This is a genomic window from Micromonospora sp. CNZ303 (assembly GCF_004345505.1).
In genome coordinates this window covers 120579-144072 of sequence record NZ_SLVT01000018.1, presented here as the reverse complement: position 1 = coordinate 144072, position 23494 = coordinate 120579, and the positions used below count along the sequence as shown (strand labels likewise).

The 23494-nt window shown below is 72.1% G+C and carries 27 protein-coding genes; 11 read left to right on the top strand and 16 right to left on the bottom strand.

Features of this window, described 5'->3' with window-relative positions; genetic code table 11:
* Positions 1–28: 28 nt before the first annotated feature.
* The gene (locus EV374_RS25130; RefSeq protein WP_207914532.1) at positions 29–1132 is read left to right on the top strand and encodes a DUF5925 domain-containing protein; all 1104 of its coding nucleotides are present in this window, start codon (positions 29–31) and stop codon (positions 1130–1132) included.
* A gap of 62 nt (positions 1133–1194) precedes the next feature.
* The gene (locus EV374_RS25125) at positions 1195–2619 is read left to right on the top strand and encodes an MFS transporter (RefSeq protein WP_132239439.1); all 1425 of its coding nucleotides are present in this window, start codon (positions 1195–1197) and stop codon (positions 2617–2619) included.
* Positions 2620–2671: 52 nt separating this feature from the next.
* On the opposite strand, the gene EV374_RS25120 is transcribed toward EV374_RS25125, so the two are convergent.
* The 5 genes from EV374_RS25120 to EV374_RS25100 all read right to left on the bottom strand — a co-directional run bounded on the left by EV374_RS25120 (position 2672) and on the right by EV374_RS25100 (position 8944).
* Entirely contained in the window at positions 2672–4348 is a 1677-nt protein-coding gene (locus tag EV374_RS25120) for a glycoside hydrolase family 13 protein (RefSeq protein WP_132239437.1), read from the bottom strand.
* 59 nt (positions 4349–4407) lie between these two features.
* A complete protein-coding gene (locus tag EV374_RS25115) occupies positions 4408–5454 on the bottom strand; it encodes a LacI family DNA-binding transcriptional regulator (RefSeq protein ID WP_132239435.1) in 1047 nt (348 codons plus the stop codon).
* A 60-nt stretch (positions 5455–5514) separates the two neighbouring features.
* Positions 5515–6483, bottom strand: a complete 969-nt coding sequence (locus tag EV374_RS25110; RefSeq protein WP_132239433.1) for a carbohydrate ABC transporter permease — start codon at positions 6481–6483, stop codon at positions 5515–5517.
* Between the two features lies 1 nt (position 6484).
* Entirely contained in the window at positions 6485–7534 is a 1050-nt protein-coding gene (locus tag EV374_RS25105) for a carbohydrate ABC transporter permease (RefSeq protein WP_132239431.1), read from the bottom strand.
* 69 nt (positions 7535–7603) lie between these two features.
* Positions 7604–8944 carry an ABC transporter substrate-binding protein gene (locus tag EV374_RS25100; protein ID WP_132239429.1) on the bottom strand — a complete coding sequence of 447 codons (1341 nt, stop codon included), beginning with the start codon at positions 8942–8944 and terminating at the stop codon, positions 7604–7606.
* 247 nt (positions 8945–9191) lie between these two features.
* Between EV374_RS25100 and EV374_RS25095 the strand changes: the two genes are divergently transcribed.
* Positions 9192–9968: a peptidoglycan DD-metalloendopeptidase family protein gene (locus EV374_RS25095; RefSeq protein ID WP_132239427.1), complete on the top strand. Its 777-nt coding sequence runs from the start codon at positions 9192–9194 to the stop codon at positions 9966–9968.
* Between the two features lie 93 nt (positions 9969–10061).
* Here the strand turns inward: EV374_RS25095 and EV374_RS25090 are convergent, their stop codons facing one another.
* The 5 genes from EV374_RS25090 to EV374_RS25075 all read right to left on the bottom strand — a co-directional run bounded on the left by EV374_RS25090 (position 10062) and on the right by EV374_RS25075 (position 12545).
* Positions 10062–10556: a TspO/MBR family protein gene (locus EV374_RS25090; RefSeq protein WP_132239425.1), complete on the bottom strand. Its 495-nt coding sequence runs from the start codon at positions 10554–10556 to the stop codon at positions 10062–10064.
* A gap of 158 nt (positions 10557–10714) precedes the next feature.
* On the bottom strand, positions 10715–10858 hold the full coding sequence (locus EV374_RS32770) for a GPGG-motif small membrane protein (protein WP_165947907.1): 144 nt from the start codon (positions 10856–10858) through the stop codon (positions 10715–10717).
* Positions 10849–11625, bottom strand: coding sequence for a metallophosphoesterase (locus EV374_RS25085; RefSeq protein ID WP_132239423.1), 777 nt, complete (start codon positions 11623–11625; stop codon positions 10849–10851). Before EV374_RS25085 ends, EV374_RS32770 begins: the two co-directional genes overlap by 10 nt.
* 9 nt (positions 11626–11634) lie before the next feature.
* A complete protein-coding gene (locus EV374_RS25080; protein WP_132239421.1) occupies positions 11635–11910 on the bottom strand; it encodes a hypothetical protein in 276 nt (91 codons plus the stop codon).
* Positions 11907–12545 (bottom strand): nucleotidyltransferase family protein, encoded by a 639-nt coding sequence (locus tag EV374_RS25075; RefSeq protein ID WP_132239419.1) that lies wholly within the window; start codon positions 12543–12545, stop codon positions 11907–11909. Before EV374_RS25075 ends, EV374_RS25080 begins: the two co-directional genes overlap by 4 nt.
* Before the next feature lie 101 nt (positions 12546–12646).
* Between EV374_RS25075 and EV374_RS25070 the strand changes: the two genes are divergently transcribed.
* The 4 genes from EV374_RS25070 (at position 12647) to EV374_RS25055 (ending at position 16997) form a co-directional block, all read left to right on the top strand.
* The gene (locus EV374_RS25070) at positions 12647–13414 is read left to right on the top strand and encodes a dTMP kinase (protein WP_132239417.1); all 768 of its coding nucleotides are present in this window, start codon (positions 12647–12649) and stop codon (positions 13412–13414) included.
* A gap of 290 nt (positions 13415–13704) precedes the next feature.
* The gene (locus tag EV374_RS25065; protein ID WP_132239415.1) at positions 13705–14619 is read left to right on the top strand and encodes a MurR/RpiR family transcriptional regulator; all 915 of its coding nucleotides are present in this window, start codon (positions 13705–13707) and stop codon (positions 14617–14619) included.
* A complete protein-coding gene (locus EV374_RS25060; protein WP_132239413.1) occupies positions 14616–15572 on the top strand; it encodes an N-acetylmuramic acid 6-phosphate etherase in 957 nt (318 codons plus the stop codon). Before EV374_RS25065 ends, EV374_RS25060 begins: the two co-directional genes overlap by 4 nt.
* Positions 15573–16007: 435 nt before the next feature.
* Positions 16008–16997 (top strand): sigma-70 family RNA polymerase sigma factor, encoded by a 990-nt coding sequence (locus tag EV374_RS25055; protein WP_207914530.1) that lies wholly within the window; start codon positions 16008–16010, stop codon positions 16995–16997.
* 69 nt (positions 16998–17066) lie between these two features.
* Here the strand turns inward: EV374_RS25055 and EV374_RS25050 are convergent, their stop codons facing one another.
* Positions 17067–18041: a C40 family peptidase gene (locus EV374_RS25050; RefSeq protein ID WP_132239409.1), complete on the bottom strand. Its 975-nt coding sequence runs from the start codon at positions 18039–18041 to the stop codon at positions 17067–17069.
* A 499-nt stretch (positions 18042–18540) separates the two neighbouring features.
* Between EV374_RS25050 and EV374_RS25045 the strand changes: the two genes are divergently transcribed.
* A complete protein-coding gene (locus tag EV374_RS25045; RefSeq protein WP_132239407.1) occupies positions 18541–19065 on the top strand; it encodes a DUF6232 family protein in 525 nt (174 codons plus the stop codon).
* A gap of 6 nt (positions 19066–19071) precedes the next feature.
* Here EV374_RS25045 and EV374_RS25040 read toward each other — a convergent pair whose 3' ends face one another.
* Positions 19072–19401, bottom strand: coding sequence for a DUF3817 domain-containing protein (locus tag EV374_RS25040; protein ID WP_091628654.1), 330 nt, complete (start codon positions 19399–19401; stop codon positions 19072–19074).
* 26 nt (positions 19402–19427) lie between these two features.
* A complete protein-coding gene (locus tag EV374_RS25035) occupies positions 19428–19865 on the bottom strand; it encodes a hypothetical protein (RefSeq protein WP_132239405.1) in 438 nt (145 codons plus the stop codon).
* Between the two features lie 122 nt (positions 19866–19987).
* On the opposite strand from EV374_RS25035, the gene EV374_RS25030 reads away from it, so the two are divergent.
* From EV374_RS25030 to EV374_RS25020, 3 genes are read left to right on the top strand one after another with little or no spacing between them, the layout of a single operon-like run.
* Entirely contained in the window at positions 19988–20314 is a 327-nt protein-coding gene (locus EV374_RS25030) for a DUF6158 family protein (RefSeq protein ID WP_132239489.1), read from the top strand.
* On the top strand, positions 20314–20634 hold the full coding sequence (locus EV374_RS25025; protein WP_132239403.1) for a hypothetical protein: 321 nt from the start codon (positions 20314–20316) through the stop codon (positions 20632–20634). The genes EV374_RS25030 and EV374_RS25025 overlap by 1 nt, the downstream gene beginning before the upstream one ends.
* A gap of 34 nt (positions 20635–20668) precedes the next feature.
* Entirely contained in the window at positions 20669–21205 is a 537-nt protein-coding gene (locus tag EV374_RS25020; protein WP_132239401.1) for a DUF1360 domain-containing protein, read from the top strand.
* Between the two features lie 56 nt (positions 21206–21261).
* Here the strand turns inward: EV374_RS25020 and EV374_RS25015 are convergent, their stop codons facing one another.
* The 3 genes from EV374_RS25015 to EV374_RS25005 form a co-directional block, all read right to left on the bottom strand.
* Positions 21262–21471, bottom strand: a complete 210-nt coding sequence (locus EV374_RS25015) for a hypothetical protein (protein WP_132239399.1) — start codon at positions 21469–21471, stop codon at positions 21262–21264.
* A 133-nt stretch (positions 21472–21604) separates the two neighbouring features.
* Complete coding sequence (locus EV374_RS25010) at positions 21605–21853, bottom strand: hypothetical protein (RefSeq protein ID WP_207914538.1); 249 nt, start codon at positions 21851–21853, stop codon at positions 21605–21607.
* A 327-nt stretch (positions 21854–22180) separates the two neighbouring features.
* Complete coding sequence (locus EV374_RS25005) at positions 22181–23278, bottom strand: 3-deoxy-7-phosphoheptulonate synthase (protein ID WP_132239395.1); 1098 nt, start codon at positions 23276–23278, stop codon at positions 22181–22183.
* Positions 23279–23494 lie beyond the last annotated feature (216 nt).

The following is a 23494-nucleotide window of genomic DNA, read 5'->3' as shown; positions in this document are numbered from 1 at the left end:
GCGCGCTCCCGCTCGCGATCATCGACGGATGCGAACCACCCCCGAAGCGGACGAGGCGCCCGGCACCGGCATTCCCTCGATGCTCCAGTACGACGACGCGGACACCCCCTGCGACGTCATCGACGCGCTGGTCCTGGCGGACTTCGTCACCGGCCGCCACCCGTGGTCGCACACCGTCCGGCTCTCCCGGGTGCGCCCCGACGCGCCGCTGACCGCCCCGGACGGGCGACTGCTCCGCACGGCCGTGGAGAACCGCCAGCTGTCCCGCCTGCTGGCCGGCGACGGCTGGACGGCCCGGGTGGTCACCTGGAAGGGGCGCGGCGCGGAGGTGACGGTCACGGCGGTCTCGGAGGAGGTGGGCCGGCCGGCCCTGGACCGGATCGTCGACGGGGCCGCCGAACCGGAGGATCCGGGCGCCGGCCGGATCGGCTTCTGGCACCAGAACCCCCGCCGGGGCAGCCAGCGCGACGTACGCTCCATCGCCGCGCCGGAGTGGGCGGCGATCCGGCCGAACTACGCCGCCGCGGCACGCGACGCGCTCGACGAGCTGATGGCGACCACCCCGGAGCGCCTCTCCGGCCGGCTGGTGCTGCTGCACGGGGCGCCCGGGACGGGAAAGACCACCGCGCTGCGCGCCCTTGCCCGCCAGTGGCGCGACTGGTGCCAGGTCGACGCCGTGCTCGACCCGGACGTGCTCTTCGCGGACACGGCGTACCTGTCCGAGGTGGCGGTCGGGGACGAGGACGGCGAGCAGGGGACGGGCCGCCGGTGGCGGCTGCTCATCCTGGAGGACTGCGACGAGCTGATCCGGGGCGAGGCGAAGCAGGCCGCCGGGCAGGCCCTGTCCCGGCTGCTCAACCTCACCGACGGGCTGCTCGGGCAGGGGCGCGACGTGCTCGTCGCGATCACCACGAACGAGGACCTGTCCCGGCTGCACCCGGCGGTGGTCCGCCCGGGTCGCTGCCTGGCCCGCATCGAGGTGGGCCCGCTGTCGTACGAGGAGGCGACCGGGTGGCTGGGCACGGCGGCGGGCGTGCCGCCCCAGGGCGCGACCCTCGCCGAGCTGTACGCGCTGCGGGCGGGCACGCCGGCCGCGCCCACTGCCCCGCCCGCGATCGGCGGCTATCTCTGAGCACCCCGCCGCGCCCGCGCGTCGTCACCCGCTCGTGACCTGATCCTGGTTGGCTGCCGCACATGACCTTGACCAGGGGTGGGCCGGCGCGGGCCCGGGGCGGGACGCCCGCGCACCGGTTCTACAGCGTCGTGGTCTTCGTGCTGCTCGCCTCGCTGGACAACGTGGCGATCGGTCTGGTGCCCCCGCTGTACGGGCCCATCTCCGCCGCCTTCGACGTGCCGCAGCGGCTGCTCGGCCTGGTCACCGCCGTGAGCTTCCTGGCCAGCGCGGTGGCCGCCGTCGGCTGGGCGTACGTGGGTGACCGCGCGAACCGTAAGCCGCTGCTGATGGTCGGCACCCTCATCTGGGCGCTGGGCACGGGCGGCAGCGCGGTCGCGGCGAACTATCCCGCCTTCCTGGCGGCGCAGATCCTGGCGGCGGTCGGCCTGGGCGCGGTCGGGTCGGTCGGCTTCTCGGTCGTCACCGACCTGATCTCGCCCCGCCGCCGGGGGCTGGTAATGAGCTTCTGGGGGCTGTCCCAGGGCGTCGGCACGCTCGCCGGCACGCTGGTCGGCGGGCTGCTGGGGGCCGCCGACTGGCGACGCCCGTTCCTGCTGCTGACCGTGGTCGGCGTCGCGGCGACCGTCGCCTACCTGTTCACCTACGACATCCGGCGCGGGCAGAGCGAGCCGGAGTTGGCCGACGCGCTCGCCACCGGCGCCGAGTACGACTACCGGATCAGCCGGGCGGACCTGCCGAGGATCCTCGGCCGGCGGACGAACCGCTGGCTGATCCTCCAGGGCCTCACCGCGCAGGCGGCCTTCGGATCGCTGGTCTGGCTGCCGGTGCTCTTCGCCGAGCGGGCCGAGGACCAGGGCTACTCCGCCGCCACCGCCGTGGTCGTGGGCAGCGTCTTCGCCACCCTGTTCCAGCTCGGCGGGGTGCTCTCCATCGTGGGCGGGCTGGTCGGCGACGCGCTGCAACGGCGTACGCCCCGGGGCCGGGCCCTGGTCGCGGCGGTCGGCATCCTCGCGGCGCTGCCGTTCTACCTGGTCCTCTTCTTCGTGCCGGTACGCATCGACGTGCCGGACGGCGCCGGCGCCGGCGCGGTGGTGCGGGCGGTGCTGACCAGCGTGTTCACCGAACCGACGGTCGGGCTGAGCCTGCTCACCGCCGTCGTGGCGCTGGCGCTCACCTCGGCGAACTCGCCGAACTGGTTCGCCCTGATCGCCGACGTCAACCCGCCCGAGCACCGGGGCACCGTCTACAGCCTCGGCAACCTGGTCAACGGCGTCGGCCGGGCGGCCGGCAACGGGCTGGTGGGGGTGGCCTTCCACGGCTTGCGGGCGGCCTTCCCGCCGCCGCTGAACTACGCCGTCGGGCTGGCGGCCTTCCAGCTCTTCTTCATCCCGACGGGCGTCATGTACTGGCTGGCCTCGCGGACCTCGCCGGGCGACATCGACGACGTCCGGGACCTGCTGCACGACCGCGCCGAACGGCTGTAAGGAAGGGCACCTTCCTAACGCTATGCGTTAGGAAGGTGCCCTTCCTTACACGTCAGGACGGGCGGACCCAGACCGTCACGTCGGTGGGCACGGCGCCGTCGGCGTCCAGCGGGGCGCTGGCGTGCACCAGCTCGGACCCGGCGGGCAGCGGCACGGCGGCGTCGCCGAAGTTGGTCAGCACGGTCAGCCCCCCGTTGCGGAACGAGAGCACCTCGTCGCCGGAGGCGAGCCACTCCAGCGGGCCCTCGCCGAGCCGGTGCTCGCGGCGCAGCCGCAGCGCCATCCGGTACAGCTCGTACGTCGAGCCGGGCGTGTCCCGCTGCCGGTCCAGGGCGTACTCCGCCCAGAGCGACGGCTGCGGCAGCCAGCTCGCGTCGGTCGGCCCGAAGCCGTACGAGGGGGCGTCGGCCTCCCACGGGATCGGCACCCGGCAGCCGTCGCGACCCCGCTCGGTGTGCCCGCTGCGCGCCCAGGTCGGGTCCTGCCGGGCCTCGTCGGGCATCGTGGTGTGCTCCGGCAGGCCCAGTTCCTCGCCCTGGTAGAGGTAGGCCGAGCCGGGCAGGGCGAGCATCAGCAGGGTGGCCGCCCGCGCCCGGCGCAGGCCGAGCGCGGCGTCCGGCTGCGGGTCGCCGATGCCGATGCCGTTGGGCCGTTTGCCGCCGACCGGCAGCCCCAGCCGGGAGGCGTGCCGGACCACGTCGTGGTTGGAGAGCACCCAGGTGGTCGGGGCGCCGACGGCGTCGGTGGCCTCCAGCGAGCGGGTGATCACCGCGTACTGGGCCGGGGCGGTCCACGCGGCCAGCAGGTACTCGAAGTTGAACGCCTGGTGCATCTCGTCCGGGCGGACGTAGCGGGCCAGTCGCTCGGCCGGCTCGACCCACGCCTCGGCGACCAGGATCCGCTCGTCCGGGTAGCCGTCCAGCACGCGCCGCCAGTCCCGGTAGATCTCGTGCACGCCCTCCTGGTCCCACATCGGCGGGCGCGGCTTGTCGATCTCCTGACCGGAGAGGATCTCCTGCGGCTCCTGCCAGTCCGCCAGGTCGGCCTGCTTGATCAGGCCGTGCGCCACGTCGACGCGGAAGCCGTCGACGCCGCGGTCCAGCCAGAACCGGAGCACCTCCAGGAACTCCTCCCGGACCTCGGGGTTGTCCCAGTTGAGGTCGGGCTGACCCGAGTCGAACAGGTGCAGGTACCACTGGCCGGGGCGGCCGTCGGCCCCGGTGACGCGGGTCCAGGCCGGCCCGCCGAAGACGCTCTGCCAGTCGTTCGGGGGCTGCGCGCCGTCCGGCCCCCGGCCGTCGCGGAAGACGTAGCGGTCGCGCTCCGGGCTGCCGGGGGCGGCGGCGAGCGCTGCGGCGAACCACTCGTGCGCCGACGACGTGTGGTTGGGCACCAGGTCGACGATGACCCGCAGCCCGCGCGAGTGCGCCCCGGCGATCAGCCGGTCGGCGTCGGCGAGGGTGCCGAAGAGCGGGTCCACGTCCCGGTAGTCGGCCACGTCGTACCCGGCGTCGGCCTGCGGCGACGGGTAGAACGGCGACAGCCAGAGCGCGTCCACGCCCAGTTCCACGAGGTGGTCCAGGCGGGCGGTGATGCCGGGCAGGTCACCGATCCCGTCGCCGTCGGAGTCGGCGAAGGAGCGCGGGTAGACCTGGTAGATGGTGGCCCTGGTCCACCAACCGGTGGCAGGGCCGGCGGGCGTGTCCTGGTGCGTCGGGTTGCTGTTCAGGGCCTTCTCCCGTGTGTCGAGCCGGACGGTCGGATGCTGCCGGGCGTCGCCGGTTCCCGTTAGTGTGCCCGGGGTGGTGCGGTCGATTCACGCACGATCAGCCGAGTGGGCAGGATCACCGGTGATCCCGGCGTGTCGAGATAGGGGGTGCTCCCCGGCGGCAGGGCCCGGCCGTGCAGCGGGTCGAGCAGGATCCGCGTGGCGAGCCGCCCCTGCTCCGCCGCCGGCTGGGCGATCGTGCTCAGCCCGAGGACGCTGGCCAGGTCGTGGTCGTCGACGCCGATCACGCTGACGTCCTGCGGCACCCGCAGGCCGGCGTCGCGCAGCGCGGTCATCGCCCCCATCGCCATCTCGTCGCAGGCCGCGAAGATGGCCGTCGGCGGGTCGCCGCGCCGGAGCAGCTCCTCGGTGGCCCGCGTGCCGCCGCTGATGGTGAACTGCGACTCCACGTCGAGGCCGGGATCGGGGACCATCCCGGCGTCGCGCAGCGCCTCCCGGTAGCCGCGCCGCCGGTCGAGGTGCGTGGTGTAGGCGAGTTCGTCGTCCGGGTCGCCGGAGATGTGGGCGATCCGCCGGTGCCCCAGGTCGAGCAGGTGCCGGGTGGCGGTCCGCGCGACGCCGACGTCGTCGATGCGTACGCAGGGCCAGCCGGGCACCACCGTGCCGGAACTGATGGTCACCCCGGGCAGCTTCAGCTTCGTCAGTGCGGTCAGGTCGGCGGACCGCAGCGGCGTGGCGACCAGCATGATCGCGTCGACGCGCTTGTGCAGGTTGGCGGTGCGCAGTACCCGCTGACGGATCTGCTCCCGCCCGCCGAGGTTGTAGAGCAGCAGGTCGTAGCCCGCCTGCTGGAGGATGTCCTCGACCGCCTCGACGACGGTGCCGAAGAACCACCGGGTGATGCGGGGGACCACGACGGCGACCGTGCCGGTGCGCCCGCCGGCCAGCCGCGAGGCGCTCGGCGAGACGGCGTAGTCCAGTTGCTCGGCCGCCGCGAGCACCCGGCGCCGGGTCGCGGCCGAGACCGTCGGCAGCCCTCGCAGCGCCCGGGACACGGTGGCGGTGGAGACCCCGGCCAGGCGTGCGACATCATCGATCCTCGTCACGCTACCCCCCGCTCCGCGCAGCTCCGCCGCCGCCGGATCACCGGCGGCGGCGGAGACGTCTCAGCCCTTGACGCTGCCGGCGAGCAGGCCGCGCACGAAGTAGCGCTGGAGGGACAGGAAGACGATCAGCGGTACGACGATCGAGACGAACGCGCCGGCGGTGAGCCGCTGCCACTCGTTGCCCCGGGTGCCGGCCATCTCGGCCAGCCGGACGGTGAGCGGGGCGGTCTCGTCGCCGCCACCGGCGAAGATCAGCGCGACCAGCAGGTCGTTCCAGACCCAGAGGAACTGGAAGATGCCGATCGCGGCCAGCGCCGGGGTGATCAGCGGCAGCACGATGCTGCGGAAGATCTTCGGGTGGGTGGCCCCGTCGACCCGGGCCGACTCCATCAGCTCTCCGGGCAGCTGCGCCATGAAGTTGTGCAGCAGGAAGACGGCGAACGGCAGCGCGAAGCAGGTGTGCGCGAACCACACCTGCGCGAACTTCTGTTCGTCGACCAGGTCCCAGGCCGGCATGACGGTGACCCCGCCGACGGTGACCCCGGTGGAGAAGAACTTCAGCAGCGGCACCAGGGCCATCTGCAACGGCACGATCTGCAGCGCGAAGATCGCGATGTACAGCCAGTCCCGCCCCCGGAAGTTGATCCAGGCGAGCGCGTACGCGGCCAGGGCCGCGAAGGCGATCGGGAAGAGCACCGACGGGATGGTGATCGCCAGCGAGTTGATGAAGTAGCTGGCGAGCTGCCCGGACGACGAGGAGCGCCCGAACAGCACCTCCTGGTAGTTGTCCAGGGTGAACGACGGGCTGGTGAAGAAGTTCCACCACCCCGTGCTCTTGATCTCGTCCTCGGGCCGGAAGGAGGAGATGAACAGGCCGAAGGTGGGAATGGTCCAGAACACCGCGATGACGATCGAGACGAGCGTCGCGGTACGGCTGTTCAGCCGCCTGCGGACCCGCCCGGCGGTGCTGGTGCCCCGCCCGCCGGTCTTCTGGGTGCCGGCGGCGACGGTGGGCGTCGCGGTGGTCATCTCAGCCCTCCCGCTGCTGACGGATGTTGCGGATCTGGTAGATCACGATCGGGATCACCAGGACGAACAGGAAGACCGCCAGGGCGGAGCCCTGCCCGTTCTCGCCGTAGCGGAACGCCTGGTTGTACATCTCGTTGGCGATCACGCTGGTGTCGTAGTTGCCGTTGGTGGACGTCCGGACGATGTCGAAGACCTTGAGGGTGGCGATCGACAGCGTCACCACGACCACGATCAGCGCCGGCCGGATGCTCGGCATGGTGATCTGCCAGAACATCTGCCACGGGGTGACCCCGTCGAGCCGGGCCGCCTCCACGATGTCGGCGGGGATCGCCTTGATCGCGGCGGAGAGCACCACCATCGCGAAACCGGCCTGGATCCAGACCATGATCACGATCAGCAGCAGCGTGTTCAGCGGTGGGTTGAGCAGCCACTGCTTCGGCTCGCCGCCGAGGCTGACCACGATCTGGTTGAGCAGACCGATCTGCTCCTGCCCGTCACCGCGGTAGGCGTAGACGAACTTCCAGATGATGCTGGCGCCGACGAAGGAGATCGCCATCGGCAGGAAGATCAGTGACTTGGCCACCGCCTCGAACCGGGCCTTGTCCACCAGCACGGCGTAGAGCAGGCCGAACGTGGTGGCCACCAGCGGGACGAGGAGCACCCAGATCAGCGTGTTGATCAACACGCGGACGATGGAGTCCTCGGAGAACATCCAGCCGTAGTTGCGCAGCCCGACCCAGTTGTCGCTGCCCTGGTCCATGAACGACAGCAACAGGGTGCGGACGGCCGGGACCACCAGCCCGATGGCGAGCAGCAGCAGCGTGGGCAGCAGGAAGAAGAGCGCGAAGACACCCTCGCGCGGCTTGCGCCGGCGGGGGATCGGGGCGCCACTCGCGGAGGCAGCGACGAGCTGCGCCTCCCGGCGGCGGGCGAACCAGGCCGGCACCACGTCGAGGAGCAGGAGCAGACCGCCCACCACCGCGACGAAGGCGATCAGCCCGTACATCAGCATGAGGAACTTCGGCTGTTCCGCAGCGAAGTCGAACTCCATCGACCCTCCCAGGTCCTTGACCGGCCGGTGGGCCGGCCCGCGTCCCCGCGGACCGGCCCACCGGTCAGATCACTTCCAGCTGGTCTCGACGTCCCGGAGCACGGTCGCGGTGTCCTTGCCGTTGATCCACTGGACCATGGCCTTCCAGAACGTCCCGGAGCCGACGGCCGCCGGCATCAGGTCCGAGCCGTCGAAGCGGAAGACGCTGGACTTGTCCTGGAGGATCTGCACGGAGAGCTTGTCGACGGGGTTGGGGACGTTGGCCAGGTCGAGCTTGTTGTTGGCCGACACCCAGTCGCCGATCTTGGCACGGCTGTTGGTGTACTCACCGGACGCGAGGTAGGTCTGCACGGCCTGGACCTCGGGCCGGTCGTTGAAGGCCGCGACGAACTCGCCGCCGCCCAGCACCGGCTTGCCCTTGCTGGCGTCGATCGCCGGGAAGTAGAAGGCGAAGACGTCGCCGTCCTCGGCCACCTTGGTGCCCTGCGGCCAGTTGTTGGCGTAGAAGGACGCCTGGCGGTGCAGCGCGCACTTGCCAGTGGTGATCGGCACGCCGGCCTCCTGGAAGGAGGTGGTGGCGATGCTCTTCACGCCGCCGAAGCCGCCGTTGACGTACTTCTCGTTCTTGAGGATGGTGCCGGCCTTGTCGAGGGCCTCGGCGACCTTCGGGTCGTTGAACGGGATGCCGTGGGTGACCCACTGGTCGTAGACCTCGGGGGTCTGCGTCCGCAGCATCAGGTCCTCGATCCAGTCGGTGGCCGGCCAGCCGGTGGCCTCACCCGACTCGATGCCGGCGCACCACGGCTTGGTGCCGGTGGCCGCGATCTGGTCGCTGAGCTTGATCAGCTCGTCCCAGCTGGTCGGGACCGTCCAGCCCTTCTCCTTGAAGGTCTTCGGCGAATACCACACGAAGGACTTCACGTTGGAGCCGAGCGGGGCGCCGTAGAACTGGCCGTTGACGGTGCTGTACTTCAGCCAGTCGGCCGGGTAGTTCTCCTCGGCCATCTTCTTGGTCTCGGCGCCGACCGGCTTGAGCTTGCCCGAGTCGACGAAGCGCTTGAGCAGGCCCGGCTGCGGGATGAACGCGAGGTCGGGGGCGTTGCCGCCGTCGACCAGGACGTTGAGCTGCGCCTCGAACTCGCCGCTGCCCTCGTGGTCGATCTCGATGCCGGTGCAGTCCTCGAACTGCTTCCAGGACTCGTCGAGGCGGTCGGCCTCGATCTCCCGGATGGACGAGTAGATCTTGACCTTCTTGCCGTCGAGGTCGCCGTACTTCTCGTATGCGGCACACTCCGCGGAGCCCGCGGTGTCACTCTTCTTGTCGCTGCCGGTGCCGCAGGCGGTGGCGCTCAGCGCCAGCCCCAGCACGCCGGCGATCGCGAGAGCCTGGCGTGATCTGGCAAACGCCATGCCGTTCTCCTTCCTTGCCGGCGCGTCAGGGATCGAACCCGCGCCGGTCCGATGGGCGTCACCACATGTAAGCGCTTGCATCTGGCCTGGTCCACCCCTATCCGGACACGAGCGAGTAACAATCCGGAAACCCGTAAACCCCCTGTTGGGCACGCTCCCACACGGGAATTCGACCCCTTTCCATCGATGTCATTTTCTGACACTCTGGAGGCCAGTGATCGAAGGATTTCGACATAGGAGGTGTTGGATGGGCAAGCGGTGGTTGGGCCTGCTGGCGGCCGGTCTGCTGGCTGTGGGCGCGCTGGTCGTCCCGGCGGCCCCGGCGATGGCGGCTCCCACGTTCAAGGTCCCGTTCCCGTGCGGGCAGTCCTGGTCCGGTCAGACCCGGACCAACCACAGCCCGGCGTACTCGATCGACTTCAACCGCACCGACGACCTGGGCGACCCGGTGGTGGCGAGCGCGCCGGGCACCGTCGACCGGGTCACGGACCTCGGCGGCACCAGTTACGGAAAGTACGTCCGGATCAGCCACGCGGGCGGCTACCACACCTACTACGCGCACCTCAACGGCTTCAACGTCTCGGTGGGCCAGAGCGTCGGCTACGGCAAGGTGATCGGCTGGGTCGGCAGCACCGGCGGCTCGACCGGCCCGCACCTGCACTACGAGCAGCGGCTCAACGGCGCCGACATCCAGGTGCGGTTCAACGGCGCGCTCGCCCTCTACTGGGGCACCAAGAACTACTCCAGCGACAACGGCTGCGGCAGCAGCGCCGGCTCCGGCACGGTCAACACCAGCGGTACGCCGCTGACCGTCCGCTCCGGCCCGGGCACCGGCTACGCCGCCGTTGGCACCGTCGCCGACGGCACCCGGGTGACCATCCAGTGCCAGACCAGCGGCACCAGCGTCACCGGCACCTACGGCACCAGCACGATCTGGGACCGGATCGGCGCCGGCCGCTTCATCGCCGACGCGTACGTCTACACCGGCTCCGACGGCTACATCCCCGGCGTACCCCGCTGCTGAACGTGTGGACGGGGCCCCGGCGTGCAACCGGGGCCCCGTTCCGTCGTCGTGTGCTCCGTCGCCCGGCTCAGCCGTTCAGGCGCCGGATGGCGCTCAGCTGTTCAGGCGCCAGATGGCGAAGTTGAGGGCGGCCGCGAAGGTGACCCACGCCCAGTAGGGCAGCATCAGCAGGGTCGCCGGGCGGGACACCCTGCGGAAGAGCGCGACCGTCACGCCGATCGCCACCCACATCAGCAGGATCTCGACGAACGCCAGCCCGTAGCGGCCGGCGCCGAAGAAGAGCGGCGTCCAGACGGCGTTGAGCACCAGCTGGGCGATCCACGCCCAGAGAGCCGGGCCGAAGCCGACCCGCCGCCAGACCAGCCAGCCGGCCACCGCGATCATCGCGTAGAGAAGGCTCCAGACCGGTCCGAAGAGCCAGGACGGGGGAGCCCAGGCGGGCTGTTCGAGGCTCGCGTACTCGGTCGAGGTGCCCTGCACACCCAGCCCGCCGATCGCCGCGGCGACGAACACCGCCGCCCCGAAGCCGAGCAGCGCCCACCACTGCCGGGCGCCGCCGGTCCGTTCAGCGCTCCTGGACATCTCCATGGTGGGGATATGTCCGCTGAAGGTGGACGGTAAACCCGCCGCCACCCGCCGGCCGGCACGGCACCGGGGTCGTCATGTCCGGATGCTCCTGTCGGGAGGACGGAGTTCCGGTCACGACGACCCCGGTGGGTCCTGAACGGCGGCCTGTAGCCGCCTCGTCAATTGAAGATGCTCACACCACCCGGCCCGACGAGCAGGCCGACCACGATGAGGACGACGCCCCACAGGATCTGCCGCCGGAACAGCGCGAGGATGCCGGCGACCACGAGTACGACTGCGAGAATCCAGAGAATCAGCTCCATGATTGCTGAATACCCGACCCGCCGACGCCGGAAACCTGCGCATGATCGAGGTCCTCGCCCAAGTGGAAGACGCTGTACGCCTGCTTGATCACGGGGTGGGCGACGTTGCGGACGCGTACCCCGCCGGGCGTGGTGCCCCGCTCGGAGCCGGCGTGCGCGTGCCCGTGCAGGGCCAGCGCGGTCGGCGCCGAGTCGATCGCCTGCCCGAGCTGGTACGAGCCCAGGAACGGGTAGATCTCCAGCGGCTCACCGGCGAGCGTGTCGGGCACCGGCGCGTAGTGGGTCAGCGCCACCAGCACGTCGCACTCCAGTCCCCGCAGGGCGGCGGACAGGGCGTCCGCGCTCTGGGCGGTGGTCCGGACGAACGCCTTCATCTCCGGCTCGCCGAAGTCGCTGGCGCAGCGGCCGGCGAACCCCCCGCCGAACCCCTTCACCCCGGCCACACCCAGCCGGCCGCCGGCGCAGTCCAACACGACGCCGTTGCCCTCCAGCACGGTGATCCCGGCGTCCTCGAGCACCTTGACCACCTGCGGCACCTGGTCGCACTGGTGGTCGTGATTGCCCAGCACGGTCACCACCGGCACGCCCAGCCCGCCGAACTCGGTGGCCACGCACCGGGCCTCCGACTCCGTCCCGTGCCGGGTCAGGTCGCCGGCGAGCAACAGCACGTCGGCGTGCTCGGGCAGCTCGTCCAGTGCCGGCCGGAACCGGCCGACCACGTCCTCGTCCAGATGCACGTCGCCCACGGCGGCGATCCGGATCACCATGGAACCTCCTCAGGGCAGTTGCTCGATCTCCGTGGGCGCCTGCGCGCGGATCACCCCGATGTCGCTGGTGACCGGCACGTCAGGGAAGCGTTCGGCCACCCGGCGCAGGATCTCCTCCCGCCGGTGCGGGCTCTCGACCTCGCCGTAGAGCACGAGGCCGCGCTCCCGGCGGACCACGGTGATCCCCTGCTCGGCCACGTCCGGGTCCTCGGCGAGCAGCCGGTGGATCTCCGCCTCGACGTACTCGTCGGGCGGTCCGGTGGCGACGTCGCGGTGCTCGGTCACGGTGTCCCCTCTCCCTCGCCGGTGCCGGAGTGCGGCACCACTTCCAGCCGGTCCAGCAGCACCAGGAACGCCTCCGCGTACGGGGAGTGCTGCGTCTCCTTGCGTACCCGTTCCCAGTCGATCTGCTCCCGCAGGGAACGGGCCAGCGGCAGGCCACGGGCGAAGTCGCAGTAGTGCTGCGAGAAGCTCAGCAGCTTGTGCACCATGAGCTGGCTGGCCGAGAGCACCGGCATGTGGATCGCGTCGACCGGCCGTACGACCGTGTCGGCGAACGTCTCCTCCGTCACCGGCGTCTCGATCGGTCGGTGGATCAGATCCACCATGCGGCCGTCGTCGAACACCTTGACCAGCCAGTCCTCGGGCGGCCGCTCGGCGGTGAAGCCCGCCGCGACCAGCGCCTCGAGGGACCGTTCCACGTCGACCTCCCGGATCAGGAAGTCGACGTCGTGGTCGCTGGAGTGACCGCCGTGGGCGTACACCGCGAAGCTGCCCCCGAGCGCGAAGGGAATCTCTTCCTGCTTGAGCACGGCGGCGACCTTCTTCAACGTGTGCACCAGGCTCTCGTCCCCGCGCTCTGCCATTGGCGTCTCCCGTCGATGGTGGTGGGCGGCTGATCCAACTCCGGTACCCGGCATCCCGGCGGGCCACACCTGGCAGGTGGCACGGTCGGGGTCAACCGGGAGGACACGGCACAAATCTCCGGGTACGCGAGCGTGAGTCGGATAGCCTGTGCAGAGTGTCCAGATCACCGGGGGCGCGGCGCGGCAGGGCCCGATTGCGCGCCGTCGCCCTGATCGGCATCGACGGCTCGGGCAAGACCACCCAGGCGCACCGGCTCGCCGACGCGCTCACCGCGGCGGGCCGCCCCGCCACCTACCACCGCAACGCCGGCGGGCGGCGCTGGCTGGGCCGCCTCGCGCACCGCGTCGGCCGCCCGGACGCGCAGCGGCTCGTCGGGCGCAGCGGCATGCTGGCGGTGGAGTCCGTGCTCCGCTGGCTGGCGATCGCCCTCGCCCTGCTCAGCTGCCTGGCCACCGGCCGGGTCGCGGTGATGGACCGCTACTCCGCCTGCCAGTACGCGAGCATCCGGGCGCACGGGGGCCAGCGCTGGGAGCGGCTGGCCCGCGCCGGCTACCGGATGTTCCCGCGCCCGCAGTTGACCTTCCTGCTGACCGTCGATCCCGCCGAGGCGTACCGGCGGATCGAGCAGCGCGGCACCGACCACGAGAGCATGTGCTACCTGACCGCCGCCGACACCGCGTACCGGACCCTGCCGGAGTATCCGACCTTCGTCGTGGTCGACGCCGGGCGCCCGCCGGAGGAGGTCTCCCGGCAGATCCAGGCCCACCTGGCGGGCTGGCTGGCGTCGTCCGCCGACGGTCGCGACGGCCGGCTGACCGACGGGCGCGAGGGCCGGTCGCCCGACGGGCGGGACGTGCGGTCCGCCGTCGTGCCCGGGCCGCCGGGCGGGGAGCCGGTCGCGATCGGCCGGCCGATCGCCTGAGCCGACGGCCCCCGGGCCGGCCGCCAAGGATCCGGCCGGCCGCCCGGGATCCGGCCGGGTGGCGGGGCGCCGCGGGAGGCGGCGGGACGGCACCGTCTGTACGGGGGCCCGCGGCGACCGGGTGGCCTCTCCACGCAGGTCCGGCGGGGGAGGCGACGTCCTCCGTGGAATGGCACGCTGGGCGGTACGGATGGCACGCTGGGCGAAACGGCACGCCCGGGCAGGCGGTACTTTCCTCAATACGCGCAGTCATGGTTGACGCTCACGCTTCGTGAAAGTAAGTTTCATCCGTGGCGAAGAGTCCGAAGATTTCTGCGAGTCACGAGCCGGGTGGGCTGATCGTCCACATCAGCGGCCTGCTCCCGTCGTTGTCGCCGGCCGAGCAGCGGGTCGCCCGGCTGGTGGTCTCCGACCCGGCCGACGCCGCGCGTCGGACCATCACCGACCTCGCCACCGCCGCCGAGACATCCGAGGCGACCGTCATTCGCTTCTGTCGATCGGTCGGCATGGACGGCTACCCGCAGCTGCGGATCAGGCTCGCCGCCGAGGCCGCCCGCCGGATCGAGCCGCCCGACGCGCGGGTCGTCGGCGGCGACATCCCGCCCGGGGCCGACCTCGCCCAGATCATCGCGACCATCGCCTTCAACGACGCGCGGGCCGTCGAGGAGACGGCCGAGCAGCTCGACCCGGCGATCTGCGAGCAGGTCGTCGACGCCATCGCGGGCGCCGCAAGGATCGACGTCTACGGGGCGGGCGCCAGCGGCTTCGTCGCCTCGGACTTCCAGCAGAAGCTGCACCGCATCGGCCGCATCGCCTTCTACTTCCCGGACGTGCACACCGCGCTGACGTCGGCCGCGCTGCTCGGGCGGGGCGACGTCGCGGTCGGCATCTCGCACACCGGCACCACCTCCGACGTGATCGAGGTGCTGGAACAGGCGCGGGCCCGGGGGGCGGCCACGGTGGCGCTCACCAACTTCCCCCGGTCGCCGATCACCGAGGTGGCCGACTTCGTGCTCACCACGGCCGCCCGCGAGACCACCTACCGCTCGGGCGCCATGGCGAGCCGGCTGGCCCAGCTCACCGTCGTCGACTGCCTCTTCGTCGGGGTGGCCGCGCGCAACCGGTCCCGGGCCAGGAAGGCCCTCGAAGCGACAGCCGAGGCGGTCCGGTCGCACCGGGTCGGCCCGGGACGGAGGCGGGCATGACGGCGGGCGCGGTGGAACCCCACGAGGTGACGGCCCCGGTGACGGCCCGGCCGGTGATCCGGGTCGGCGCGCCGACCGAGCGGCGTAACCCGCTCAGCGCGGACCTCGACCTCATGTCGACCCGGGACGTGCTCACGGTCATCAACGAGGCGGACCACCGGGTGCCCGGCGCCGTCGCGGCCGTCCTCGACGAGATCGCCGCGACCGTGGACCTGGCGGTGACCGCCCTGCGCGGCGGGCACCGGGTGCACTACTTCGGCGCCGGCACCTCCGGCCGGCTCGGCGTGCTCGACGCCGCCGAGCTGGCGCCCACCTTCAACTCGCCCCGGCACTGGTTCTGCGCGCACATCGCGGGCGGGCCGGAGGCCATGTGGCGGGCGGTCGAGGACGCCGAGGACGACGACCGGGGCGGCGCGGCGGAGGCCGCCGACTGCGTACGGGCCGGGGACCTGGTGGTCGGGCTCGCCGCCAGCGGACGCACACCGTACGTCCTGGGGGCGCTCGCCGCGTCGAGTGCCAAGGGGGCCTCGACCGTGCTGCTCTGTGCCAACCCGGAGGCGCAGGCCGCCCGGTCGGTGGACGTCTTCATCGGGGTGGACACCGGACCGGAGGTCGTCACCGGGTCGACCCGGATGAAGGCGGGCACCGCGCAGAAGCTGGTGCTGAACACGTTCTCCACGGCCGTGATGGTCCGGCTGGGCCGGGTCTACTCGAACCTCATGATCGACATGGTCGCCACCAACGCCAAGCTCCGGGGCCGGATGATCTCGATCCTGATCGAGGCGACCGGCTGCTCGGAGGAGATCTGCCGGCGGGCCCTCAACGAGGCCGACGGCGACATGAAGGTGGCGCTGGTCTCGCTCGTCTCCGGGGTGGAGGTGTCCGCCGCGCGGGCCGCCCTTTCCCGCTCCGCCGACCAGGTCCGCGGCGCCCTGGCCCTGCTCGCCTCCTGAGCCCCCCGCCCCCGCCACACCCGCCCTGCGATCCGCGTCACGTACGGGCACGGGTCCGCGGTGCGGATTGTTCACCGGGGGGTGGGGTATTACCACGGGCGTGGATGAACCGACCGGTCCACCCGTGCGTGACTCCGCAGTGACCAGGATCGCAGCCCGACGGTGACCCGGGTCGCTGCGTCTGCGGGCGGGGCGATGCTGCCATGGACCGGGACACGGCGACACGTCGATCCGCCGCCCCTGGCGTGGTGCCCCTCGGAGAGCGGCCACCCGGGGTGCTGACAGCAAACATGGACCGCGCTCTCAGCGGATTATCAGGCATTCGTGACACTTTCGACTCACGACATGGAATCCCCGGCGCGTCTCAACTGTTGTGTAGGTGTCAGCACCGGTGGGCACAGCGGAAGTTACGGGGGAGGGCTGATGGACGTGGGGATGGCAAGGAACCGGGCAACCGGCGCGAGCGAGGGGACCGTGGGCAACGTGGACAAGAACATCGGCATGCGAACCGACGAGGTTGCCGAGGAGCGCGACCTGGTCGGCGTCTACCTTCACGAGATCTCCCGGACGCCACTGCTGGACGCCGCCAAGGAGGTCGACCTCTCCAAGGCGATCGAGGCCGGCCTCTACGCCGAGCACCTGCTCGGCGAGGACCGCGTCCCCGCCGGTGCCGACCGGGACGACCTGGAGCGGCTCGTCGCCGAGGGCGAGCGGGCCAAGGACCTGTTCATCCGGGCCAACCTGCGACTGGTCGTGTCGATCGCCCGCCGCTACGTGCGTTCGGGCATGCCCATGCTGGACCTGATCCAGGAGGGCAACACCGGCCTGGTGCGCGCGGTCGAGAAGTTCGACTACGTGCGCGGCTACAAGTTCTCCACCTACGCGACCTGGTGGATCCGTCAGGCGATCAGCCGGGCGATCGCCCAGCAGGAGCGCACCGTGCGACTGCCGGTGCACCTGGTCGAGGACGTCAACCGGATGCGCAACGTGGCCCGGCAGCTCACCCGTGAGCTGGGCAGCGACCCGGAGCCGGAGCAGATCGCGGCGGCCCTCGGGGTCACCGTCGAGCGGGTCAACGAGCTGGTCCGCTGGTCGCAGGACACCGTCTCGCTGGACACCCCGGTGGGCGACGACGGCGACACCAACCTCGGTGACCTGGTCGCCGACAGCGACGCGCCGTCGCCGGAGGAGATCGTCCTGACGGGGCTGGAGCGGCAGCGGATCGAGGGTCTGCTCAACCACCTCGACGACCGTTCGGCCGGCATCATGCGGGCCCGCTACGGGCTCGAGGACGGCCGGGAGCACTCCCTCACCGAGGTGGCCTCGCGGTTCTCGCTCTCCCGGGAGCGGATCCGGCAGCTGGAGATCCAGGCGCTCGGTCGGCTCCGCGAGCTGGCCCGGGCCGAGGGCCTACAGGCGGCCTGAGCAGGGTAGGAACAACGCGAACGGCCGGCGTCCGATAGGGGGACGCCGGCCGTTCGCGTTGCCGGTGGGTCAGCGGACCCGACCGTAGCCCTGGATGGGCATCAGGTTCATGCCCCGTTTGAGCACGTTGCGCCCGGCGCTCGGCGCGTCGATCACCTGACCACCGCCGACGTAGAGGCCCACGTGCCCGAGCCCGCTGTAGAAGACGAGGTCGCCGGGGCGCAGCTCGCCGCGGCTGATGTGGGTTACCGCGCCCCACTGCATCCGGGTGTTGTGCGGCAGTGACTTGCCGGCCGCCCGCCAGGCCGCCGAGGTCAGGCCCGAGCAGTCGTAGCCGTTCGGTCCGTCGGCGCCCCAGACGTACGGCTTGCCGAGCGCGCCGTACGCGTACCGCACGGCGACGCCGGCCTTGCCCGAGACCGCGGGTGCCTCCTTCGCGCTGTCGGACCGGGCGGCCGGCTTCTCGGTGGCCCGGCCGTACGCCTGCCGGCGCAGCTCGTAGAGCTCGGCCAGGTCGCGCTCGATCCGCTTCTTCGTGGCGGTCATCTCGCGGGCCTGCGCCGCCTGCCGGCCCAGCGTGACCTCCAGCCGGGTCTTCTCGTCGAGCAGCCGGCGCTGGTTGCCCGTGAAGTTCGAGATCTTCGCCTGCCGCTGCCGCGTGAGCTGGTCGAGCATGCTCAGCCGGTCGAGCAGGGTGTCGGCGCCGCCGGGACGCAGCAGCGCCTCCGCGGTGCTCAGGTTGTTGCCGGTCTTGTACGCGGTCACCGCCATCTCGCCGACGTCCGCCCGGCTCCGTTCGGTCTCCTGCTCCAGCGGACCGAGGCGGCTCTGCACCCGCGCCACGGCGGCCTGGTTGGTCTTGATCTCCTCCCGGAGCTTGTTGTACGCCTCGACGACGTGCTCCAGCTGGGAGGAGGAGTTCTCGATCCGCCGGGTCAGCTCGGCGGGGGACGGTTCGGCCCGGGCGGGTATCGCCGGGGCGAGCAGCGCGGCCGACACCACGGCGATCGCCAGGGTGCGCAGCGTGTTCCTGAGGGACGACAAGAGCGGAAGGCTCCTCTCCCATCGGCCGCCGTGGGCTGCTGACGCCCCCGGCGGCACCGGGCCGGTGCCGTCCGGGTGGACGGCGATCAGACCGGGCCGACCGGGACAACCTATCCCGGGGCAGGAGTGATGCGCAGTTGAAGCAGGGTCGAATGTTGGCCGAGTGACGGAAATTGCGGATCACGACGGGTGCGGCGCGTGATCGACTCTTCCGGCCCGCCGCAGCGGGCGACGGCATTGTCGGCGATCGGGCGATCCGTGCCGTTCGTCGTTGTCGGCGTATGCCGTAGGAACGTGAGCCGTTATGACCGACAAGACCGACATAGCGGCCGGAACCGGCGGGCCACGCGACCGCGGCCCCCGGACGCGAGCCGGAATCGCCGTCGGGGCTGGCACGTGCGCCACACAATGAAGCGCGCAGCCGGGAATCCCGCCGACCGGCACCGATGCGAGACCGTCGACGGGAGCCGACCCGGCACCAGCCGTGGGAGGTAGAACCGTGAACCCTCAAGGCGCCACCCGACAGACGCGGTCATCGCGGACGACCGCCCAGAAGAACACCCTCCTCTACGCCCGACCCGGGATCATCGTGACGGTCGACCGCTTCACCGTCGGCCGCAACAGCTGGCAGGTCACCGAGCTGACCCACCTGGAGACCGGCCGCGGCCCGCACGACCGCGTCGCGGTACGGGCCGTCCTGGTCACCGGCGCCATGATCGGCGGCGTCGGCCTGCTGCTCGGCTTCACCGGAGGGCTGCAACGGCTCACCGCCGGGGCGTACCTCGTCCTGGGCCTGGTGTTCCTGCTGCCGGTGCTGGTCGCGCTGGTCGGGGACCGGTGGCGGCCGCCCGCGTACGAGCTGTGGGGCCGGCGCCGGGGCGAACGGGTGCTGCTGTTCAGCAGCGACGACGAGCGGCAGTTCGGCCAGGTCTCCCGGGCCCTGCGCCGGGCCCGGGAGATGAACCGGTACGGCGGCTGGGAGGACCCGCTCGCCTCGGCCGACCCGTGGCGGCCCACCCGGTGACCGGCGTCAGCCGGCGACCGGCTCCGGGGTGCGCTCGGACTGCTCCGCCGTCACCCAGGAGCTGACCCGGCGCTCCGCGTAGAAGGAGACGAACGGCACCGTGCCGGCCAACATCACCAGGACCATCCGCTTCAGCGGCCAGCCGGCCCGGCGGGACAGGTCGAAGGCGGCCACCAGGTAGAGCATGTAGAGGAAGCCGTGTGCCTGGCCCACGGTCTCCACCAGGATCGGGTCGTCGAAGCCGTACTTCATCGGCATGCCGATCACGACCAGCAGGATCAGCGCCACGCCGACGATCCAGGCGATGACTCGGTACCGGGTCAGGGCTGCGCCCACCGTCGTCCGTCCTTTCGCGTCCGGCCTCAGCCGGGGTAGTCACCGGGCTTGGCACCCGGGTTGTCGTTCAGCCATTGCAGGTAGTGGTTGTAGGCGGCGAGATCGCCGTCCTCGCCGCCGCCGGCAGCCGCGGACACGCGGGCGACCCGCACGGGTCGGCGTACGACCGGGCGCGTCGCGGCGGCCTGCGGGGCGTCGGCCGGTCGCGTCCCGGCGGCGCTCGACGCTTCCCCCTGCGCGTCGGCCGGCGCCGCCGGCCCGCGCAGGGCGTGCCGGACCTCACGCCACCAGACGAAGACCACGAAGCCGGCGAAGATCGGCCACTCGACCGCGTAGCCCCAGCTGATCGCGTTGCCGGCGGCGGCCCGGCTGACCTGCCACCAGCCCAGCGCCAGGAAACCGGTGACGAGCACGACCATGGCCACGTGGCGCGCGATCCACGCCGGGGTCCAGAGCCGTTTCATGGCATCGAGAGTACCGGGGACCGTCGGGGTCTCCGACGCGGCGTCGTAGGTGCGGGGATGGTTTGGTGCCTTCCGGTGTGGGCATCCGTCTAGACGCGAGCCCAAACCAGAGCAGGGGGTCGATCATGACGGGATCGGTACGGCAGGACGACTTCGGCAGCCCGGAGCAGCGGATGCCCGAGTGGGACGGCGACCATGTCCACGACAGGGCCTCCGGCGAGGCGGATCCGCCCGACGGCGAGCTGCTCGGCGTCGACCCCGCCGAGCTGGCCGACGAGGACCTGATCCGGGAGATGCACAGCCTGCACCGGACCCGCCTGGACACCCTGCGCCACGCGGCGGACTCCGCGCTCGCCAACCACCTGCGGCGCACCGCCGAGCTGGAGACCGAGTACCTCGCCCGGCACCCCGGCCGCGAGGTCGACCCGAGCCGGCTGCGGGACGCCTGATGGCGTCCGCCGAGCGCGGGATGTCCGCGCCGCCGGAGGTCGTGTTCAACACCGCCACCGACCCCGCGCGGGCGTCGGCGTGGCTGCCCGAGCCGCTGCGGGCGGACGGCAGCCCGGCGGACGAGGTCAGCGCCGAGGAACTGCGGGCCCGGTGGAGCGCCGCCGAGGACTGGTCGGCGGAGATCCTCGTGGAGCCCGCCCAGGCCGGTGGCGCCCGGATGCGGCTCGACCTCACCGGCGGGCCGGACGCCGAGCGTTTGGCCGACGAGGCGCTGGACAGCCTCGCCCGCGAGGTGGCCGACAACCTGCAGGCCGGCTGAGCCGGACCGCACCCGAGAGGATCGAGGAGACCGGGTGACCGCCCTGAAGGAGAAGGTGGCGCGGCTGCGCCAGGCGTACGCGCCGCACGAACACCGCCCGCTGGGCGGGTACCTGGCGGCGATGGGAACCTACGCCGGGGTGACCGCCGGCATCGCCGGTCTGGTCAGGGCGACCGGCCGTCCGGTGCCCGAGCGTCCCGCCCCGGCCGACGTGGTGCTGCTGAGCATCGCCACCCACAAGCTCAGCCGGCTGCTGACGAAGGACGCGGTGACGAGCCCCCTGCGGGCGCCGTTCACCCGGTACGACAAGCCGATCGGCAGCGGCGAGGTGATGGAGCAGGTCCGTGACCAGGGCAGCTCCACCCGGCACGCGATCGGGGAGCTGCTGAGCTGCCCGTTCTGTCTCGCCGTCTGGGTCGCCACCGGGTTCACCGGCGGCCTGGTGCTCGCCCCCCGGCTCACCCGTCTGGTGGCGACCGCGCTGACCGCCGTGGCCGCCTCGGACTTCCTCCAGATGGCGTACGCGGTGGCCCAGCAGGCCGCCGAGGGCGGCGACCACGACGAGGACTGACGACGTACGACGAAGGGTGCCGGCGCTTGAGCCGGCCCCCTTCGTCGTGGCTGTCGTCAGGTCGGGGTCGTGCCGTGGTCCTGGCCCGCCCAGCCGCGCGAGGCCTCCGGCTCGCGCTCGTCGGCGTCCGCCCCGGTGATGACGTCCCGGTCGACCGCGGTGCGGTCGTGCTCGTTGGCGAAGTCGGGCTCCGGCAGGGTGTCCCGGCCCTCGGGGGGCTGACCGAGCGCCGGCAGTTTCTCGTGCTCTTCCTCGTGGTGGGACATCTCGCTCTCCTCACTGCTCGTCGGCCTCCGGTGCGCAAGGCCGTCCGCCCCCGGGGGACGGGTGGGCGGCGGTCTCGCCCCACGACGGTCGGCACGGCCCGCCGGGCCCGTGCCGGTCCCGGCCGCCGGGGCGTCAGGTGACCGAACCGCCGAGCAGGTCGGCCACCTCGTCCACGGCGTACTCGCCCTCGGGCAGGGCGGCCATGCGGGTGAGGAGCTGCGCGGGAAGCTCGGCGGCGACGGCCCGACGGTAGATGTCCGCCTGGCTGATCCGCTCCTGGCCGTGGTAGAGATCCTCGAGGAGGTCGTCGAGGCGCCGGATGTCCGGCTCCTCGATCACGGGCGCGTCCGTCACGGGTGCGTCGTCGGTCACGACGGTCAGCTACCCGCGTCCGAACCGGTGAAACGTCGCCGGGCCGGGGCGCGCCCGCGCCGTGCCCGGCCGACGCGGAGTGGTCGCCGGGGGCTGTGACGGCGGTCATGGCGCGGGCCGGAACACCGGCGGCGGGTCCCCGGTTGAGTGAGGTGTCGGTGTGTCCAGTGTCCCCGGGCCTCACCTAATTGCCTTCGCGGAATACCGTCCGGCTGGAGCCGCGTCGTGCCACTCGCCGAGAGGCGACCTGCACACCGACACCGGTGCCGCCCCCGAGCCCTCCCGGGCCCGGGGGCGGCACTGTCCGTTTCCACCGCCCTGCGGACGGGGTGGGGGTCAGGCGGGGGTGGGGGCCGGGGCGCGGCGGCGGGTGCGGACGGCGGCGGCCAGGTGGCTGAGGACCTCCTCGGTGGTGTCCCAGCCGATGCAGGCGTCGGTGACCGACTGGCCGTACGTCAGCTCGCGGGTCGGGTCGAGGTCCTGGCGGCCGGCGAGCAGGAAGCTCTCCAGCATGATCCCGACGATGCCGCGCTGGCCGGCGTCGAGCTGGGCCGCCACGTCGGCCGCCACCCGCGGCTGGTTGCGGTGGTCCTTGCCGCTGTTGGCGTGGCTCGCGTCGATCACCACGCGCTCGGGCAGGCCCGCCGCGCGCAGCAGCTCCAGGGCGCCGGCCACCGACTCCGCGTCGTAGTTCGGCCGCCCGCCGCCGCCGCGCAGCACCAGGTGCCCGTCCGCGTTGCCCCGGGTGTGCAGGATCGCCGGCGTGCCGGAGACGTCGATGCCGGGGAAGACGTGCGGTACGCCGGCGGCGCGGATGGCGTCCACGGCGGTGCCGATGCTGCCGTCCGGGCGGTTCTTCATGCCGATCGGCATCGACAGGCCGGAGGCGAGCTGCCGGTGCACCTGGCTCTCCACCGTCCGCGCGCCGATCGCGCCCCACGCCACCGTGTCGGCGATGTACTGCGGGGTGATCGGGTCGAGGAACTCGCAGCCGACGGGGAGGCCCAGGCGCAGCACGTCGAGCAGGAGCGCCCGGGCGGTACGCAGGCCGGTGTTGACGTCGCCGGAACCGTCCAGCCCGGGGTCGTTGATCAGGCCCTTCCAGCCCACCGTCGAGCGCGGCTTCTCGAAGTAGACCCGCATCACCACCAGCAGGTCGTCGGCCACCCGGGCGGCGGCGTCGCGGAGCAGGTGGGCGTACTCCAGGGCGGCGGCCGGGTCGTGCACCGAGCACGGGCCGACCACCACCAGCAGGCGGTCGTCGGCGCCGTCCAGCACCCGGCCGACCGCGCGTCGCCCGGCCAGCACGGCCGAGGCGAGCGTGTCGTCGAGGGGCAGGTCGTGGTGCAGCAGGGCCGGGGTGGTCAGCGGCACGACACGGTCGATCCGCTGATCGCTGACCCGAACGGTCTCCGGGGTCGTCACGGTGGGAATCCTTCCGCCGACCGTGCCCCGGGGCCGGTGCCCGGGTCGAGCCGGCTGCTCGTACGCAAAAGGGCAGGAACGAGAGCTCCTGCCCGGCCGGCTCGAATGTGGTGACGTCAGATCATGGTGAAGTCACCGGCGTGCGAGCCGGCTGCCTAAACCATCGATACGAACGCGTCACGCGGCCCAGCGTACCCGGTTGCGCGGGAAGGTCCACCCGGTCGC

Bases quoted from the DNA above. Each gene is read 5' to 3' on its own strand.
- EV374_RS25130 (WP_207914532.1), top strand. From the start codon at position 29: ATGCGAACCACCCCCGAAGCGGACGAGGCGCCCGGCACCGGCATTCCC.
- EV374_RS25125 (WP_132239439.1), top strand. From the start codon at position 1,195: ATGACCTTGACCAGGGGTGGGCCGGCGCGGGCCCGGGGCGGGACGCCC.
- EV374_RS25110 (WP_132239433.1), bottom strand. From the start codon at position 6,483: ATGACCACCGCGACGCCCACCGTCGCCGCCGGCACCCAGAAGACCGGC.
- EV374_RS25105 (WP_132239431.1), bottom strand. From the start codon at position 7,534: ATGGAGTTCGACTTCGCTGCGGAACAGCCGAAGTTCCTCATGCTGATG.
- EV374_RS25100 (WP_132239429.1), bottom strand. From the start codon at position 8,944: ATGGCGTTTGCCAGATCACGCCAGGCTCTCGCGATCGCCGGCGTGCTG.
- EV374_RS25095 (WP_132239427.1), top strand. From the start codon at position 9,192: ATGGGCAAGCGGTGGTTGGGCCTGCTGGCGGCCGGTCTGCTGGCTGTG.
- EV374_RS25090 (WP_132239425.1), bottom strand. From the start codon at position 10,556: ATGGAGATGTCCAGGAGCGCTGAACGGACCGGCGGCGCCCGGCAGTGG.
- EV374_RS32770 (WP_165947907.1), bottom strand. From the start codon at position 10,858: ATGGAGCTGATTCTCTGGATTCTCGCAGTCGTACTCGTGGTCGCCGGC.
- EV374_RS25085 (WP_132239423.1), bottom strand. From the start codon at position 11,625: ATGGTGATCCGGATCGCCGCCGTGGGCGACGTGCATCTGGACGAGGAC.
- EV374_RS25075 (WP_132239419.1), bottom strand. From the start codon at position 12,545: ATGCCGGGTACCGGAGTTGGATCAGCCGCCCACCACCATCGACGGGAG.
- EV374_RS25060 (WP_132239413.1), top strand. From the start codon at position 14,616: ATGACGGCGGGCGCGGTGGAACCCCACGAGGTGACGGCCCCGGTGACG.
- EV374_RS25055 (WP_207914530.1), top strand. From the start codon at position 16,008: ATGGCAAGGAACCGGGCAACCGGCGCGAGCGAGGGGACCGTGGGCAAC.
- EV374_RS25035 (WP_132239405.1), bottom strand. From the start codon at position 19,865: ATGAAACGGCTCTGGACCCCGGCGTGGATCGCGCGCCACGTGGCCATG.
- EV374_RS25025 (WP_132239403.1), top strand. From the start codon at position 20,314: ATGGCGTCCGCCGAGCGCGGGATGTCCGCGCCGCCGGAGGTCGTGTTC.
- EV374_RS25015 (WP_132239399.1), bottom strand. From the start codon at position 21,471: ATGTCCCACCACGAGGAAGAGCACGAGAAACTGCCGGCGCTCGGTCAG.